This window comes from Actinomadura sediminis (assembly GCF_042675525.1).
Taxonomy (GTDB): domain Bacteria; phylum Actinomycetota; class Actinomycetes; order Streptosporangiales; family Streptosporangiaceae; genus Spirillospora; species Spirillospora sediminis.
The window spans coordinates 49,106-63,875 of record NZ_JBHTJA010000007.1 but is presented as its reverse complement, the minus strand read 5'-3'; the positions used below and the strand labels follow the sequence as shown (position 1 = coordinate 63,875).

Annotated in this window: 15 protein-coding genes; 9 read left to right on the top strand and 6 right to left on the bottom strand. The window is 73.3% G+C overall.

From position 1 onward, the window contains the following. Window positions 1–98: 98 nt before the first annotated feature. On the top strand, window positions 99–1,088 hold the full coding sequence (locus ACFQ11_RS06275) for an ATP-binding cassette domain-containing protein (protein ID WP_378296903.1): 990 nt from the start codon (window positions 99–101) through the stop codon (window positions 1,086–1,088). Beyond that, the gene (locus ACFQ11_RS06270; protein ID WP_378296902.1) at window positions 1,085–1,912 is read left to right on the top strand and encodes an ABC transporter permease; all 828 of its coding nucleotides are present in this window, start codon (window positions 1,085–1,087) and stop codon (window positions 1,910–1,912) included. Before ACFQ11_RS06275 ends, ACFQ11_RS06270 begins: the two co-directional genes overlap by 4 nt. A 27-nt stretch (window positions 1,913–1,939) precedes the next feature. On the opposite strand, the gene ACFQ11_RS06265 is transcribed toward ACFQ11_RS06270, so the two are convergent. Further along, window positions 1,940–2,500, bottom strand: a complete 561-nt coding sequence (locus tag ACFQ11_RS06265) for an IclR family transcriptional regulator (protein ID WP_378296901.1) — start codon at window positions 2,498–2,500, stop codon at window positions 1,940–1,942. 155 nt (window positions 2,501–2,655) lie between these two features. Here ACFQ11_RS06265 and ACFQ11_RS06260 point away from each other — a divergent pair, with 155 nt between their 5' ends. Continuing rightward, the gene (locus ACFQ11_RS06260) at window positions 2,656–3,120 is read left to right on the top strand and encodes an MFS transporter (RefSeq protein WP_378296900.1); all 465 of its coding nucleotides are present in this window, start codon (window positions 2,656–2,658) and stop codon (window positions 3,118–3,120) included. A gap of 33 nt (window positions 3,121–3,153) precedes the next feature. Here the strand turns inward: ACFQ11_RS06260 and ACFQ11_RS06255 are convergent, their stop codons facing one another. Continuing rightward, complete coding sequence (locus tag ACFQ11_RS06255; protein ID WP_378296899.1) at window positions 3,154–3,666, bottom strand: GNAT family N-acetyltransferase; 513 nt, start codon at window positions 3,664–3,666, stop codon at window positions 3,154–3,156. A gap of 146 nt (window positions 3,667–3,812) precedes the next feature. On the opposite strand from ACFQ11_RS06255, the gene ACFQ11_RS06250 reads away from it, so the two are divergent. The 5 genes from ACFQ11_RS06250 to ACFQ11_RS06230 all read left to right on the top strand — a co-directional run bounded on the left by ACFQ11_RS06250 (window position 3,813) and on the right by ACFQ11_RS06230 (window position 10,925). Then, entirely contained in the window at window positions 3,813–5,288 is a 1,476-nt protein-coding gene (locus tag ACFQ11_RS06250) for a sialidase family protein (protein ID WP_378296898.1), read from the top strand. Between the two features lie 163 nt (window positions 5,289–5,451). Next, the gene (locus ACFQ11_RS06245; protein WP_378296897.1) at window positions 5,452–6,600 is read left to right on the top strand and encodes an NDMA-dependent alcohol dehydrogenase; all 1,149 of its coding nucleotides are present in this window, start codon (window positions 5,452–5,454) and stop codon (window positions 6,598–6,600) included. A 192-nt stretch (window positions 6,601–6,792) separates the two neighbouring features. Continuing rightward, window positions 6,793–9,726: a GH92 family glycosyl hydrolase gene (locus tag ACFQ11_RS06240; RefSeq protein WP_378296895.1), complete on the top strand. Its 2,934-nt coding sequence runs from the start codon at window positions 6,793–6,795 to the stop codon at window positions 9,724–9,726. A 393-nt stretch (window positions 9,727–10,119) separates the two neighbouring features. Next, window positions 10,120–10,425 (top strand): DUF6191 domain-containing protein, encoded by a 306-nt coding sequence (locus ACFQ11_RS06235; RefSeq protein ID WP_378296894.1) that lies wholly within the window; start codon window positions 10,120–10,122, stop codon window positions 10,423–10,425. A gap of 50 nt (window positions 10,426–10,475) precedes the next feature. Continuing rightward, window positions 10,476–10,925, top strand: a complete 450-nt coding sequence (locus ACFQ11_RS06230; protein WP_378296893.1) for an SgcJ/EcaC family oxidoreductase — start codon at window positions 10,476–10,478, stop codon at window positions 10,923–10,925. A 251-nt stretch (window positions 10,926–11,176) separates the two neighbouring features. Here the strand turns inward: ACFQ11_RS06230 and ACFQ11_RS06225 are convergent, their stop codons facing one another. The 3 genes from ACFQ11_RS06225 to ACFQ11_RS06215 all read right to left on the bottom strand — a co-directional run bounded on the left by ACFQ11_RS06225 (window position 11,177) and on the right by ACFQ11_RS06215 (window position 13,140). Beyond that, window positions 11,177–11,551: a VOC family protein gene (locus ACFQ11_RS06225; RefSeq protein WP_378296892.1), complete on the bottom strand. Its 375-nt coding sequence runs from the start codon at window positions 11,549–11,551 to the stop codon at window positions 11,177–11,179. 119 nt (window positions 11,552–11,670) lie between these two features. Further along, entirely contained in the window at window positions 11,671–12,189 is a 519-nt protein-coding gene (locus ACFQ11_RS06220) for a lytic polysaccharide monooxygenase auxiliary activity family 9 protein (protein ID WP_378296891.1), read from the bottom strand. A gap of 387 nt (window positions 12,190–12,576) precedes the next feature. Continuing rightward, the gene (locus ACFQ11_RS06215; protein WP_378296890.1) at window positions 12,577–13,140 is read right to left on the bottom strand and encodes a TetR/AcrR family transcriptional regulator; all 564 of its coding nucleotides are present in this window, start codon (window positions 13,138–13,140) and stop codon (window positions 12,577–12,579) included. 123 nt (window positions 13,141–13,263) lie between these two features. On the opposite strand from ACFQ11_RS06215, the gene ACFQ11_RS06210 reads away from it, so the two are divergent. Then, window positions 13,264–14,322, top strand: coding sequence for a DUF2867 domain-containing protein (locus tag ACFQ11_RS06210; RefSeq protein WP_378296889.1), 1,059 nt, complete (start codon window positions 13,264–13,266; stop codon window positions 14,320–14,322). A gap of 33 nt (window positions 14,323–14,355) precedes the next feature. Here ACFQ11_RS06210 and ACFQ11_RS06205 read toward each other — a convergent pair whose 3' ends face one another. Next, the gene (locus tag ACFQ11_RS06205) at window positions 14,356–14,712 is read right to left on the bottom strand and encodes a VOC family protein (RefSeq protein ID WP_378296888.1); all 357 of its coding nucleotides are present in this window, start codon (window positions 14,710–14,712) and stop codon (window positions 14,356–14,358) included. Between the last annotated feature and the right edge of the window lie 58 nt (window positions 14,713–14,770).

The following is a 14,770-nucleotide window of genomic DNA, read 5'->3' as shown; positions in this document are numbered from 1 at the left end:
CGCCCCGGGCCGCCGGTAATCCCGTTGCGTCCCCGACCACTTCGAGTATGCTGTACGCGAATTAGCGTACTTAATACGCGAAGTAGGCGGGAGAAGGCATGCCGGAGAATGCGATCCTCTGCGAGGGGGTCCGCAAGCACTACGGGGACAAACGCGCGCTCGACGGCTTCGACCTCGCGGTGCCGGCGGGCACGGTCTACGGCCTGCTGGGGCCGAACGGGGCGGGCAAGACCACCGCCGTGCGCATCCTGACCACGCTCATCCGCTCGACCGGCGGACGGGCCGAGGTCGCCGGAATCGACGTCGCGGCGCATCCCCGGCGGGTGCGGCGCCGGATCGGGCTGGCGGGGCAGCACGCCGCGCTGGACGAGGTCCTGACGGGACGGCAGAACCTGCGCATGTTCGGCCGCCTGTTCCACCTGGGACGCGGGCGCGCGGCGGAGCGGGCCGACGAGCTGCTGGAGCGGTTCGACCTGGTCGAGGCCGCCGACAAGGGGATCAAGGAGTACAGCGGCGGGATGCGCCGCCGCCTCGACCTCGCCGCCGCGATGATCCTCGCGCCGGACGTCCTGTTCCTCGACGAGCCGACCACCGGGCTCGACCCCCGCGGCCGCAACGAGGTCTGGCACGCGGTCCGGTCGCTGGTCGAGCAGGGCACGACCGTCCTGCTCACGACCCAGTACCTGGACGAGGCCGACCAGCTCGCCGGGCGCATCGCCGTGCTCGACCGGGGCCGCGTCATCGCCGACGACACCCCGGACGCGCTGAAGCGGCTGGTCGGCGCCGACCGGATCGAGGTGGTGGTGCGCGACCCCGCGGACCTGTCCGCGGCGGCGGCCGTCATCGCCCGCGTCACCGCCGCCGAGCCGGGCGTCGAGCCCGCGACGGCGCGGGTGCACGCGCCGGTGACCGACGGGGTGGCCGTGCTGACCGAGGTCGCCCGCACCCTGCAGGACGACGGCGTCGCGGTGGCCGACATCGGGCTGCGGCGGCCCACGCTGGACGAGGTGTTCCTGCGGCTCACGGGCCACCCGGCCGAGGACGAGAGCGGCACCGGGACGACGACGAAGGAAGGGGCGCGCGTATGAGCGTCCAGGGCACGACCACCGACGAGACGTTCGGCGCCCGGCTCCGCTGGGCCTTCGCGGACTGCTGGACGATCGTCCTGCGGGGCCTCACCCACTACGTCCGGCAGCCGAGCAACATCGCCTGGCAGCTCGGCTTCCCGATCGTGTCGGTGCTGCTGTTCGGGTACGTGTTCGGCAGCGCGATGTCGGTCCCCGGCGGGGGCGACTACCGCGAGTTCCTGATGCCCGGCATGTTCGGCATGACGATGGCGATGGGGTTCATGAACACCGCGTACGCCGTCGTGTACGAGAACACCCGCGGCGTCACCGACCGGTTCCGGTCGATGCCGATGGCGCCGTCGGCCGTCGTCACCGGGCGCGGCGTCGGCGACCTGATCGGCGCGAGCCTCGACCTGCTCGTGCTGTTCGTGACGGCGCTGGTGATCGGGTGGCGCGCGGACGGCGGGCTCCTCCCGGCGCTCGGCGCCTTCGGCCTGTTCCTGCTGCTGCGCTTCGGGCTGATCTGGATCGGCATCCTGCTGGGCCTGATGATCCCGAACGAGGAGGCCGCGGGGAGCCTGTTCGCGGTGGCGTTCCCCTTCGCGATGATCTCGAGCGCCTTCGTCGCGCCGTCCCTGATGCCGGACTGGCTCGGCTGGATCGCGATGTGGAACCCCGTCTCGTCGACGGTGACGGCGTCCCGCGAGCTGTTCGGCAACCCGGCGGCGGTCGGCGACGCCTGGATCGAGCAGAACGCCCTGCTGATGGCGATCGTCTGGCCGATCGTCATCACAGCGGTCTTCCTGCCGCTGGCGGTTCGCCGCTACCAGAACCTCAGCCGTTAGGAGGCGCCCGGTGCACGGGGCGGGGACTCACCCGCCCCGCGTGCCGGGGCGCCGGCCGGGCGGGCGGGAGAAGTGCCGGGCCGCGCCCGTGGCGGCGGTGCGGACGGCCGGACCGAGCCGGTCGATGTTCGCGCGGGAGCTGTGCACGACGACGGAGATCGCCGCGAGCGCGTGCCGCCGGTCGGCCGACAGGACGGGCGCGGCGACGGACACGGTCCCGAGCGAGTACTCCTGCACCGCGACGGCGAACCCGCGCTCCCGCGTCCGGGCGAGCGCGCGGCGCAGCAGTTCCGGCGAGGTGAGGGTGTGCGGGGTGTAGCGGGTCAGCCCCGCCCGGACGACCTCCGCGGCGAGCTCCGGCCGGGCGAAGGCGAGCAGCGCCTTCCCCATGCCGGTCGCGTGCAGCGGAAGCCGGTCCCCGGCACGCGCCGGGGCGCCGACGGCCCGCACCCCGGTGATCTTGTCGAGGTAGATGGCGTGGTGGCCGTCCCGCACGGCGAGGTGCACGTTCTCGTGGGTGACCTCGTAGAGGTCCTCGAGGAAGGGACGGGCGGCCTCGATGAGGCCGCGGCGGCCGGGCGCCCGCATGCCGATCTCGAACAGCCGCAGCCCGATCCGGTAGCGCTGGTCGTCGCCGCGCTCCAGCCCGCCCCACTCGACGAGTTCGGCGGCGAGCCGGTGGGCGGTCGACGGGGCGAGGCCGGTGTCGCACGCCGTCGACGCGGGGGGCGGACAAGACGGGCGTGCTGAACGCCAAGGCCGCCGCCGCGGCCGTCATGATCCCGGTCGTGATCGTCAGCGCCCGGCTCAGCGACCGCGTCGGCCGCCGCCCGGTGATGCTCGCCGGCATGGCCGCGGCGGCGCTGGCGGCCTACCCGATCCTGTGGCTGGCCGACACCGGGACGGTCTGGGGCTTCGCGGGCGCCGTCGTGCTGGGCCAGGCGCTGCAGGGCGTGATCTTCGGCCCGTTCGGCGCCTTCACCGCCGAGCTGTTCCCGACCCGCATGCGGTACACGGGCGCCTCGCTGACGTACCAGACCGCCTCCACGCTCGGCGCCGGCTTCACGCCCGCCGTCGCGGCGGCCCTGGTCGTCGGCGGCGGGCTGCCGCTCCTCGGGGGCGTGTGGATCCTCGCGTTCGCCGCCGCCGGGGCCGCGCTGCTGCTCACCCGGGAAGGCCGCACCCGCGACCTGTCCGCGATCGGGTGACGCACGCGGGAGCGCCCGGAGCGACCGGCGGGTTCAGCGGACGAGTTCGTCCGCCAGGAGGTCCATCAGGAGGCAGTCGTGCCAGGTGCCGTCGGCGCCGCGCTCGTACTGCCGCATGACGCCGACCGGCCGGAAGCCGACCTTCTCGTAGCAGCGGATCGCGGGGGCGTTGTCGGCCGCCGGGTCGATGACGAGCCGGTGGAAGCCCCGGTCGTCGACGAGGTGCCGGGCCATCGTGCGGACGGTGTCGGTGCCGAGGCCGCCGCCGTGCACGGTGGGGTCGAGGAACAGGTCGATGCCCGCGTGGCGGTACTCCGGGTCGTCCTCGGCGTACCACTGCACCATGCCGACGATCCGGTCCTCCAGACGGACGGTGTACAGCGTGACGTCCGGATCCTGCAGGTCGGCGGCGACGTCGGCCTCCAGGTCGGCGCCGCCGCCCCAGCGGGCGCGCACCTCCGGCCGGGCGCGGATGGCCGCCAGCGCCGGGACGTCCTCCGGGACGGTCGGGCGCAGCACCACGGACGCGCCCCGCAACTCGGTCATGCTCCATAACGATACGTGACCGGCGGGGACGTACGCCCGCGGGCCCCGGGTGCGCCCGGCGCGGTACGGGCGGTTGCGCCGGGCGGGGGACGACCGGGGCGGTGCCGGCTTCGGACGATGGCGGCACCCTTCGGAAGGAGTCGACCATGCGACCCTCACCGCTCGTCCTCGCCGCCCTCCTCGTCCCGGCGCTGGCCCTGTCCGGGACGGCCGCGGCCGCCGTGCGGGGGCACGGCCCGGAACGGCTGTCCGGGCCGAGCCCGTTCGCCGGGTGCGCCGCGGGCGCGATCGACGAGAAGATGGCCGCCGGGGCCGTCGAGCCCGCCCTGGCGGCCGACCCCTCGGACCCCCGCCGCCTCGCGGCCGTGTGGCCCCAGGATCACCACCGCGGCGCGGTCCTCGCCGTCTCCGGCGACGGCGGCCGCACCTGGACGCGGTCCGTCGTGCCCGGCCTCACCCGCTGCTCCGGCGGGCGCTTCGACCACGTGGACGATCCCGCGGTGACGTTCACCCGCGACGGCGGGATCGTCGTGACCGGCGGCGTGTTCACCGACGACTACGCGGAGTCCGCGGCGCTGTCCGTCCGCTCCGACGACGGGGGCCGGACGTGGACGCGCCCCGCGCTCGTCGCGCACGAGGACGACCCCGCGCGGGGCGGCGTGTACGGCAGCGGGGCCGTCGCCGACCCCCGCGACCCGGACGTCCTGTACGTGGCCGGCGCCCGCTTCCCGGCGGAGTCGCGGACGAGCAACGACGGCTGGATCGCCCGCAGCGCCGACGGCGGACGGACGTGGGGGGCGCCCCGCGTGACCGTGGCGTCCGCCGAGGGGTCGATGGTGACCGGGCACCGGCTGGTCGCGCTCGGCGACGGCACGCTGCTGGACTTCCACACGCACGTCCGGTTCGGCGGCGGCCCCGGGCTGACGGAGTACAGCGTGCAGGTCGTGCGGTCGGCGGACGGCGGCGAGACGTGGTCGGCGCCGCGGAAGGTGGGCGACATGGAGACGACGGTCCTCATCAAGGACCCGGTGTCGGGCGAGGACGTCTCGCACACGACGAGCATCCTGTCCGACGTCGCCGTCGACCGGCGCACCGGGCGGCTGTACGCCGTCTGGCAGGACGCGCGGTTCAACGGCGGCGCGGCCGACGGCGTCGCGCTGGTCTCGTCCGGCGACGGCGGCCGCACCTGGTCGGAGCCCGTCCGGGCGAACCGGACGCCCGCGACCGTGCCGGTGCCGAACCGGCAGGCGTTCACGGTGTCCGTCGAGGTCGGCCGCCGGGGGGCCGTCGCCGTCTCCTACTCCGACTTCCGCCACGATGACGCCGCGGCGCCGCTGCGCACCGACCGCTGGCTGGCGACGTGCCGTCCCGCCCGGGCGGGCTCGTGCGCGGACCCGGCGGCGGCGTGGCGGGAGACGCGGCTGACCGCGGCGTCCTTCGACATGCGCGAGGCCCCGCGCATCCCCGACGAGGCGAGCCCGCGCGGGTACTTCCTCGGCGAGCGGATGGGCCTGGTCGCGGCGGGCGGCGCGTTCGTGAGCGCGTGGGCCGAGCCGGACGCCCCGGGTCGCGCGGCGGCGTTCGTCCGCACGACGCGGCAGGTGCCCGGGGCGAGCGAATGACCACCGGGTCATTGGTGGCCATAGAGAATAATCCAATTCTACTCTATGGCCGAACGACATTCTATGCAAAATTCGCTAAAGTCATAAGCGTCTAGTTACCGGGGGCGCCGTGGCCCCGCGCCCGGCGCGTCGGTATGAGGGCCCCGGATCGGAGGAGGTGCCAGTGCAGACGCGAGCGGCAATCCTGAGGGAACCCCGCACCGACTGGAGTGTGGAGGACATCGAGCTCGATGATCCGAAGGCGGGAGAGGTCAAGGTCAAGCTCACCGCGGCGGGCCTGTGCCACTCCGACGAGCACCTGCGCACCGGCGACATGGTCTTGGACCAGGAGATCGCCGACCTGATGGGCTGGAGCCAGTTCCCGTGCGTCGGCGGGCACGAGGGGGCCGGCGAGGTCGTCGAGGTCGGTCCCGGCGTCACGTCCCTGCAGGAGGGCGACCACATCGTCCTGTCGTTCATCCCGTCCTGCGGCCGGTGCCCGTCGTGCGCCATGGGACGCCAGCACCTGTGCGACTACGGTTCCATCCTGCTCGGCGGCCGGCAGATCAGCGACAACACGTCCCGGCACCACTCGGCCGCCGGCGAGGACCTCGGGACCATGTGCCTGACCGGCACGTTCGCCCCGTACACCGTCGTGAACGAGGCGTCCTGCATCAAGATCGACCCGTGGATCCCGCTCGACAAGGCGGCGCTCCTCGGCTGCGGCGTCACCACCGGCTGGGGGTCGGCCGTCAACGCGGCGAACGTCCAGGCGGGGGAGACCGTCGTCGTGATCGGCCTGGGCGGCATCGGGATGAACGCCGTGCAGGGCGCGGCGATGGCGGGCGCCCGGCACGTCATCGCCGTCGACCCCGTCGCCTGGAAGGGCGAGCAGGCCGTCTCGACGTTCGGCGCGACGCACGCCGCGTCGTCGATGGAGGAGGCCGCGGCGATGCTCGCGGAGATGACCTGGGGCGCGAACGCCGACAAGGTCATCCTCACGACGGGCGTCGCCACCGGCGAGCTGATCCAGCCGATGATGGGGATGGTCTCCAAGGGCGGGCGCGGCGTCGTGACGGCGGTCGCGCCGATCGTCCAGGAGGACGTCAAGCTCAACCTGTTCGACCTGGCGATGCAGCGCAAGGAGCTGGTCGGCTGCATCTTCGGCAACTCCAACCCGCGCCGCGACGTCACGCGCCTGCTCCGCCTGTACGAGGACGGGAAGCTGAAGCTCGACGAGCTGATGACCAACACCTACACCCTTGACGACATCAACCAGGGCTACCAGGACATGCTCGACGGCAAGAACCTCCGCGGCGTGATCATGTACTGATCCCGGACGGGCGTCCCGGCGATCCCCCGGCCACCGGTCTCCCCGGCGGCCGGGGGATCGGCCGTTCCGGCGCCGCCCGCGCCCGCCCGCGTTCCCCGGTCACCCGTTGTTGATCTTCGCGACGACCGTCCGTCCGGCGGCGATCGCCTTCGCGCACCAGGCTGACGCGGTCGACCTCAGAAGGGAACGAGCATGCGTTCGTGGAGAAGTGCGCGCGGGCGGCGCCGATCCGCCCTGACGGCGGGGGCGCTGGCCGGCGCGGTGTCGCTGACGCTCCTCGGGGCACCGCCCCCCGCCCTGGCCGCCGAACCGGACGCGTTCGAGGCGGTCGACCCGTTCATCGGCACCGAGATGGACACCACCCAGAACAAGAGCAACGACGCGTACGGGAACACGTTCCCGGGCGCGTCGGTGCCGTTCGGGATGGTGCAGCCGAGCCCCACGACCTACAAGCCGGGGCCCGCGCTCGTCGGGGAGAAGGGCGGGTACGAGTACACCGCCGACCTCATCCGCGGCTTCGGCATGACGCGGTACTCGGGTTCGGGCTGCACCGGACGTTACGGCGGATACGAGTTCCCGACGATCCCCTACGCGGGCGACCTCGTCGACGGCGCGCTCCCGTCGAACCCGTCCGACGACATCAGGAAGTACTACCTGAAGTTCGACCACGCGAACGAGAAGGCCGAGCCCGGCTACTACCGCGTCGGCCTGGACAACGGGGTGACCGCCGAGCTGACGGCGAGCGCCCGGACGTCCGTGAGCACGTTCGACTTCCCGGCGACCGGCGACGCGACGCTCGTCCTGGACGTCTCGGGGCCGAACAACCGCACGTACGGCAGCGAGGTCACGATCGACCCCGCGACCCGCACCGTCAGCGGGTGGATGCACGGCGCCGACATCTGCGACAACGGCAACCACTACCGGGCGTACTTCTCCACCACGTACGACCAGCCGTTCGTGTCGTTCGGCGTGTGGAAGGACGGCGAGATGACCGCCGGGGGGACGCACGTCCGCAAGGCGGGCGACGCCACGAACGTCGACTACCGGCACGACAACGGCGCCTGGGTCACGTTCGCCGACGGCGCGAAGGTGACGGCGAAGACGGGGCTCAGCTTCGTCAGCGTGGAGAACGCCGCCGCGAACCGGGACGCCGAGGTCGGGCGGTCGAGCTTCGGCAAGGTCCGCAACGAGGCGAGGCGCCTCTGGAAGGACGCGCTCGGCACGATCGACGTCCGGGGCGGCTCCGACGAGGCGCGCACGAAGTTCTACACGGCGCTCTACCACGCGTTCCTGCACCCGAACGTCCGGGACGACGTCAACGGCCAGTACCTCGGCTACGACGGCAAGGTGCACACGGTCGAGAAGGGCCGGCACTTCTACAAGAACTTCGCCGGGTCCGGGTGGGACATGTACCGGAGCCAGGCGCAGCTCATCGCGCTCACGTTCCCGCAGGTGGCGAACGACATCAACCAGTCGATCGTCCTGCTGGCCGAGCAGACGGGCGGGTGGGCGCCCGGCGCGGCCCGGATGCAGGGCGACAACCTCCAGGTGATCGTGGCGACCCTCGACGACATGGGCGCCACCGGCTACGACCGCGAGGCCGCACTGCGGTCGATGGTCGGGACGCAGGCGCTCCCGGCGACGAAGACCACGCGCACGGACGGCTACCAGTACTTCGCCACCGGGATGATCGAGAACCGCAAGGGCGACTTCGCGACCTCGCGCGTCCTGGAGTACGCCGTCGACGACTTCGCGATCGCGCGGCTCGCCGAGCGCCTCGGCGACGACAAGTCCCACGCGACGTTCATGGCGCGCGCGCAGAACTGGATGAACGTCTTCGACCCCGAGACCCGGCACATCCGCCCGCGGGAGCGCACCGGCTTCGACCGGAGCTTCGACCTGCGCGTCCGCGACGACGCCGCCGGGCGCGGGCAGTTCAACCAGTCGACCGGGTACCAGTACGGCTGGCACGTCCCGCACAACCTCGCGACGCTCATCGAGAAGCGCGGCGGCGTCGAGGCGTCCACGCGGGCGCTCGACGTTCTCATGGAGGACCTCGACGCGGGCGCGTACACCAAGACCGGCAACTACCTGTCGAACCAGCCCGCGTTCGGCACGCCGTGGGTCTACAACTGGCTGCGGGCGCCGCACAAGACCACGGACGTCCTGTACCGCGCGGTCACGGAGATGTACGACACCACCCCGTCGGGCCTGCCGGGCAACGACGACCAGGGGTCCCTCAGCGCGTGGTACGTGTTCGCGAACCTCGGGATCTACTCGGCGATCCACGGGACGGGCGACCTCGTCGCGACCGCGCCGATGTTCGAGCGGATCGTCATCGACCCCGCGGGCGGCGGCGAGCGCATCCGGATCAAGGCGCGCGGCGTCGAGGAGGGCGCGCGCTACACCACCGGCCTGCGCGTGAACGGACGCCCGCAGACCGCCTCGTGGATCGGCGCGGAGGTCGTCCGGTCGGGCGGGAACCTCGTGTTCGAGATGTCCCGCACGCCCGGCGACTGGGGCACCGGCGCGGGCGACGTGCCGCCCTCGTACACCGGCGGCGCCGACGCCCGCAACAACGCGGGCACCACGCCCGATGGCCGGGGGAACCTCGGCTCGCTCGACCTGAGCGACTGGTCGCTGTCCCGCGAGGCCCTCGCCGCGGCGGGCGCCCGGCCGGGCGCCCGCCTCCCGCTCGACGGCACGGGCATCGCGTTCACCTGGCCCGACGCCGCACCGGGCGAGCCCGACAACTGGATCCCGCACGGCCAGTCGATCGACCTGCCGGACGGGCCGTCCACCGGCATCTCGTTCCTCGGCCTGGCCACGAACGGGCCCTCGGCGGGCACCGCGACGGTCCGGTACACCGACGGCTCGACGCAGCGGGTGGAGATCGCGTTCCCCGACTGGGCGGCGTCCGCGTCGGCGGGCGCCACCGAACTGGTCACCGTGCGGGGCCGCAACAACGCCGACGGCTCGGCGGGCGACGGCACGTTCCGCGTGTTCGCCACCCGCCCCGTGCCGCTCGACCCCGCCAAGGCCGTCGACGCGGTCGTCCTCCCCGAAGGCACCGACCGCGGCGTCATGCACGTCTTCGACGTCGCGACGGCACCGAAGGCCGGCTGACGGACCGGCCGGACGAACGCCCGCCCGTCCCGCCCCCCAGGGGCCGGGGCGGGCGAGGCGGTGAGCGGTGCGGCGGCCGTGCCGGCGATGGTCCGCCGCGCGCCTCCGGCGTCCCGCGTCCGGGCCGTAGGCTGAGACCGCGGTGGCCGAGGCGACGACGGCCGAGGTGATGGCCGAGCCCGCATGCCGAGGAGCTGCGCGTGGCCCGCTTCGCCGACCCGGACCCCGTGGTCGCGAGCGCCGGGTGGGCGCTGACCACCGAACGCGTGCGGAAGAGGCCGGACGGTCTCGACCTCGCCGGGCTGCGCGTCCCCCTTCGCGCCCGTCTGGATCGACGAGATGGTGAGCCGCCGCCGACCGCAACCCGCACCGGCGCAGGATCGTTGACCGGACATGGCCGTCATCGCCTTCCTCACGATCCCCGGGCTCGTCGTCGGGCTGCTCCTCTTCGCCGCCCTCGACCACGCGGGCCTGTGGGCCCACCGCAGGTTCCGCCTGCCGTGGCGCCGCGACGAGACCGGCCGTCCCGTGTCGTCGATCGCGGTGGGTGAACTGGACGTCTTCTTCCACGGCACGCACCGCAACCGGCGGGACGAGCGCGCGTCGTCGCTGATGCTCCGCGACGAGGAGAACGACGGCGCGCCCCCGCGCACCCGCGTCGACCTCGACGCCGGGACGGCGGTCGTCCGGCGCCCCTGACGTCCCCGGCGAACCTGGCGGCCGACCGGACCGGCTGCCAGCATGGCCGCATGACCGAGAAGGCCGAACACGAGGTGCGCGCCCTCTACGAGGAGCTGCTCACCGCCTGGAACCGGCGCGACGCCGCCGCCTACGCGGCGCTCTTCGCCCCCGACGGCGCGCTCGTCGGGTTCGACGGCGGCCAGGTGGCGGGCGCGGACGTCGAAGACCACCTGACGCCGATCTTCGCCGACCACCCCACCGCCGCGTACGTCTGGAAGGTGCGCGAGGTCCGTTCTCTCGGCGACGGCGTCGTCCTCGTGCGCGCCATCGTCGGGATGGTGCCGCCGGGCCGGACCGGGTTGCACCCCGAGGCGAACGCCGTCCAGTCGCTCGTGGCCACGAAGCGGGCGGGGGAGTGGCGGATCGCGCTGTTCCAGAACACCCCGGCGCAGTACCACGGCCGCCCCGACCTCGCGGACCGGCACACCGCCGAGCTGCGCGAGCTGCTCGGCGGCTGACGGGCCGGCGCGGCGGCCACGCGGGGCCACCGGCCCGACCGCATCGCGACGGTCGCCGCCGAGCAGGACCCGGCGGGAACGTGGATCGTGACCCTGAACGCCTCGCACCGGCGTTTCGGGGGCCGCGACCGGCTGCGCGTCCGGGTCCCTCCCGGCGACCTGGCCGACGCCACGCTCGTCGTGATCTCGTCCTGACCGGACGTGCCGACGCCTCCGGGACGGGACGCGGCGGACGCGCCCGCCCGCGCGGGCTAGCCGGAGACGCGGCGGCGGAGCAGGCAGAACTCGTTCCCCTCCGGGTCGGCGAGGACGTGCCAGGACTCGTCGCCGCTCTGGCCGACGTCGGCGTGCCGCGCGCCCGCGGCGAGGAGGCGTTCGAGTTCGGCGTCCTGGTCGCGGTCGGTGGCGTTGACGTCGAAGTGCAGGGGCAGCTTGGCGGTCTTGGGCTCGTCGGTCCGGCTGAGCACCAGCGTGGGCCGAAGATCGGCGTCCCCGTCCGGCGGGCCGATCTCGATGTCGCCGTCCTCCCTGAGCAGGACCACGTAGTCCAGCACCTCGCACCAGAACCTGGCGAGTTCCTCGGGGTCGCGGCAGTCCAGCACGAGCTCTGTGATGCGGCAGGCCATGCGCCGTGCCTATCCCAGCCGCCCCGCGCGCGCAACTCCCGGTGTCGAAGGCGCTCCCGCGGCGCCGGCCAGGGACGCCGGAGCCCGCCGGGGGCTCCGGCGCCGCCTGGGGCGGCCCGTCAGCGGACGTTCACGTCGATGCAGGCGTAGAAGGCGTTGGCGGTGTCGGCGATGTTCCACACCGCCAGCACCTTCTGCCGGCCGGTCACGCCGCCGAGGTCGACGGTGTGGGACACGGTGGCGGGCGGCTGCTGGCCGCGGCCGTCGATCACCGCGACGCGCCTCCCGCCGACGTAGTACTCGTAGTTGAGGGTGCGGTGCCTGGCGGTGAACGTCCAGGTGAAGGTCGTCCTGCGGCCGACGGCGGCGGCCTGCCAGGGCTTGCCGTCGTCGTCGAGTTCGGCGAACCGCGCGTTTCCGCCGCTGCAGCTCCGCAGCCCCTTCGGCCCCTCGACGCTCTGCGGCTCCCACTTGATGGGGCCGCAGTCGACGATTCCCGCCGCGCACTGCGCCTGGCGGCTCTTGGGGGCGGAGACGTATCCGTGGGCGTATGCCGACGTGGCCGGGACGACCGCGACGAGCGGCGCGATCCCGATGCCGGCCGCGACGGCGGTGAACCTGCGTGTCGATTTCTTCATGCGGGGGGTCCTTGCTTCGCGGGGTGGATTCCTCGCGGCACGGGAGTTGGGAGCCGCCGTGGCGCGAGGCGGGACTCTCGTCGATGGTGACGGCCGCGACCCGCCGATCCGGGCGCCGCCGCGTCCACCGGTGATGGAGGGGAACGGGCCATGAACCTCCAGCGGATAGGAAACTTTCCTATCGATAACCGGACGTTAATTCGCTCTCCCGGGGCGGTCAAGGCCCGCCGGAAGCCACGCAAGACGCCCGGTTCGACCAGTCCAGGTCGGCGACTGAACCGGCGGGCCGGCGGCCGCGAGATTGTGCACACCTGATGAAGGCCCGGACGGACGGTCGGCGATGTACGCCCGCTCTCGCGGTGTCGCGGCCGGTCCGGGCGTCCCGCGCTACCGGCCCCGGGCGCGGTCGAGGACCAGGTCGGCGGCGCGGGCGAGGACCTCGGCCCGGGAGCGGCCCTCGTGGTCGGCGGCGAGGGAGTGGTGGCCGATCGCGACGCAGAAGGCGATCAGGCTGCGCGCCTCCACCTCGTCGGGGTCGGCGCAGAAGGTGCCGATCATCTCGCGCAGCAGCTCCATCCGCCGGTTGTCCACCCGCCGCAGGCGCTCGGCGACCGCCTCGTCGCGCCGGGCCCAGTCGCGGACCGCGAGGTCGATGGGGAGCAGCCGGCCATCGGAGAAGGTGAGCATGCCCGCGCGCCGCGCCTTGGTCTTCGGGTCGCCGCCCTCGCGTTCGACCCGCTCGATCACCTCGTCGGTGCTCTCCCGCTCCCAGGTGTCCAGCATCGTCTCCAGCAGCGCGTCCCGGTCGGCGAAGTACCCGTAGAACCCGCCCTTGGTGACGCCGAGCCGCTTGGCCAGCGCCTCGACCCGGACGGCGTCCGGGCCTCCGTCGGCCAGCGCCCGCAGCCCTTCCTCCACCCACCTGTCGCGCGGTGTGCGAGCAGCCCCCACGTTGTGTCCCACCTCACCCGTCCACTGGATATACGTAACCGTATATTCGGTCTAGCCTCGCCTTATACGTTGGCGTATATCGGGATGGTAGTCCACCTCCCGGGAGAAAGGCGGGCAGCGCCCATGAGGCTTCCCCGGACGGCGCACACCGAGCGGCCATGGCGGGTCCACGAGTTCACCCGCGACTTCCGGGTCGAGGACGTGTGGTCCTTCCGCACCCCCGGCGCGGGGCCGGACGACTTCCCCGCGATGCTCGAGGCGCTGCGGACGGGCGGCGGGTTCGCCGAGCAATCGCCCGCGGTCAGGTTCCTGTTCGCGGTGCGCTGGAAACTCGGCGCACTGTTCGGATGGGACGCGCCCGAGGACGGCGTCGGGAAGCGGGTCCGGTCGCTGCGCGACCGCCTGCCGGACGACCTCCGCGGCACCGTGGACGGCTCCGAAACCGGCGACACCCCGTTCGATTCCGTGTACAAGCTCGACGACGAAGCCGTCAACGAGCTCGCGAACAAGACCGTCCACACCCTCATGCACCTGGGATGGGTGCCGACCGGAAGCGGCGGGCACGAGCTGCGGATGGCCGTCCTCGTCAAGCCCAACGGCCGGTTGGGGCGGCTGTACATGGCACTCATCGCGCCGTTCCGCAACCTGGTCGTCTACCCGGCGCTGACCCGCCAGTGGGAACGCGCCTGGCGGAACCGGACGGCCGGCGCCCCGGGCGCCGTCACCGCCGAGGTGGGCCCGCACGAGGTCCCCGAGTCCGTCCGCGCCCTGAGCAACCTGCCCGCGATCGACTACGTCGACCGCTTCACCCTCTCCACGGACGCGGACGCGACCCCCGAGCAGTGGGCGCGGGCGATGTTCGGCGACGTCCCCACCCTCGCCGAACGCTTCATCTGGCGCGGTCTCCTCGGCCTCCGGCTCGCCCGGGGACGGTCACCGCACACCGTCGCCGGATGGCGCATCGCCGAGCGGGGAAAGGACTGGATCCTGCTCGAAGCCGCATCCTGGTTCATGTCCGACAACCTCCTCGTCCAGACGGCCGAGGGGCGGGTGTCGCTCAGCACCTTCCTGCGCTACGACCGGCTCCTGGGCCGGGCGATCTGGTCCCCGCTGTCCGCCGTCCACCGCCGCCTGGCCCCCGGCCTGCTCCGCGACGCGACGGCGAAACTCCGAGCGACCTGAGGGGAGGCGCCGCGCCGGTACGCCCCGCGTCCGTCAGACGGCGGCGCCTTCCCGCACCTGGACGACCGTGATCGCGTTGCCGTCGGGGTCCGTGAGGGTCGTGAACACCACGATGTCCGAGGTCGTGTCGTCCGGCTCCACGGACGGCCCGCCGCGCGCGGCCAGTTCGTCGAGGGCGCGGCGCGCGTCCGGAACCTGGAGCGTGACCAGCGACCCGCCCGCCCGCCGCCGGTCGGCCACCAGCTGGACGACGCCGCCCGCGCCGCGCCACTCCGCCAGCCCCGCCATCGGCTCGGCGTCGGCGGGGCGCCCGAAGAGCACCTCGTACCACTCCTTCGCCTTCCCCAGGTCCGAAACCGCGATCGCCGCCAGCACCCTTTCGATCTCCATCGCCGAGCCTCCCCAGGTCGTTCCGTCCTTCCGCTCATAGGGACTGGGCGACCACCGA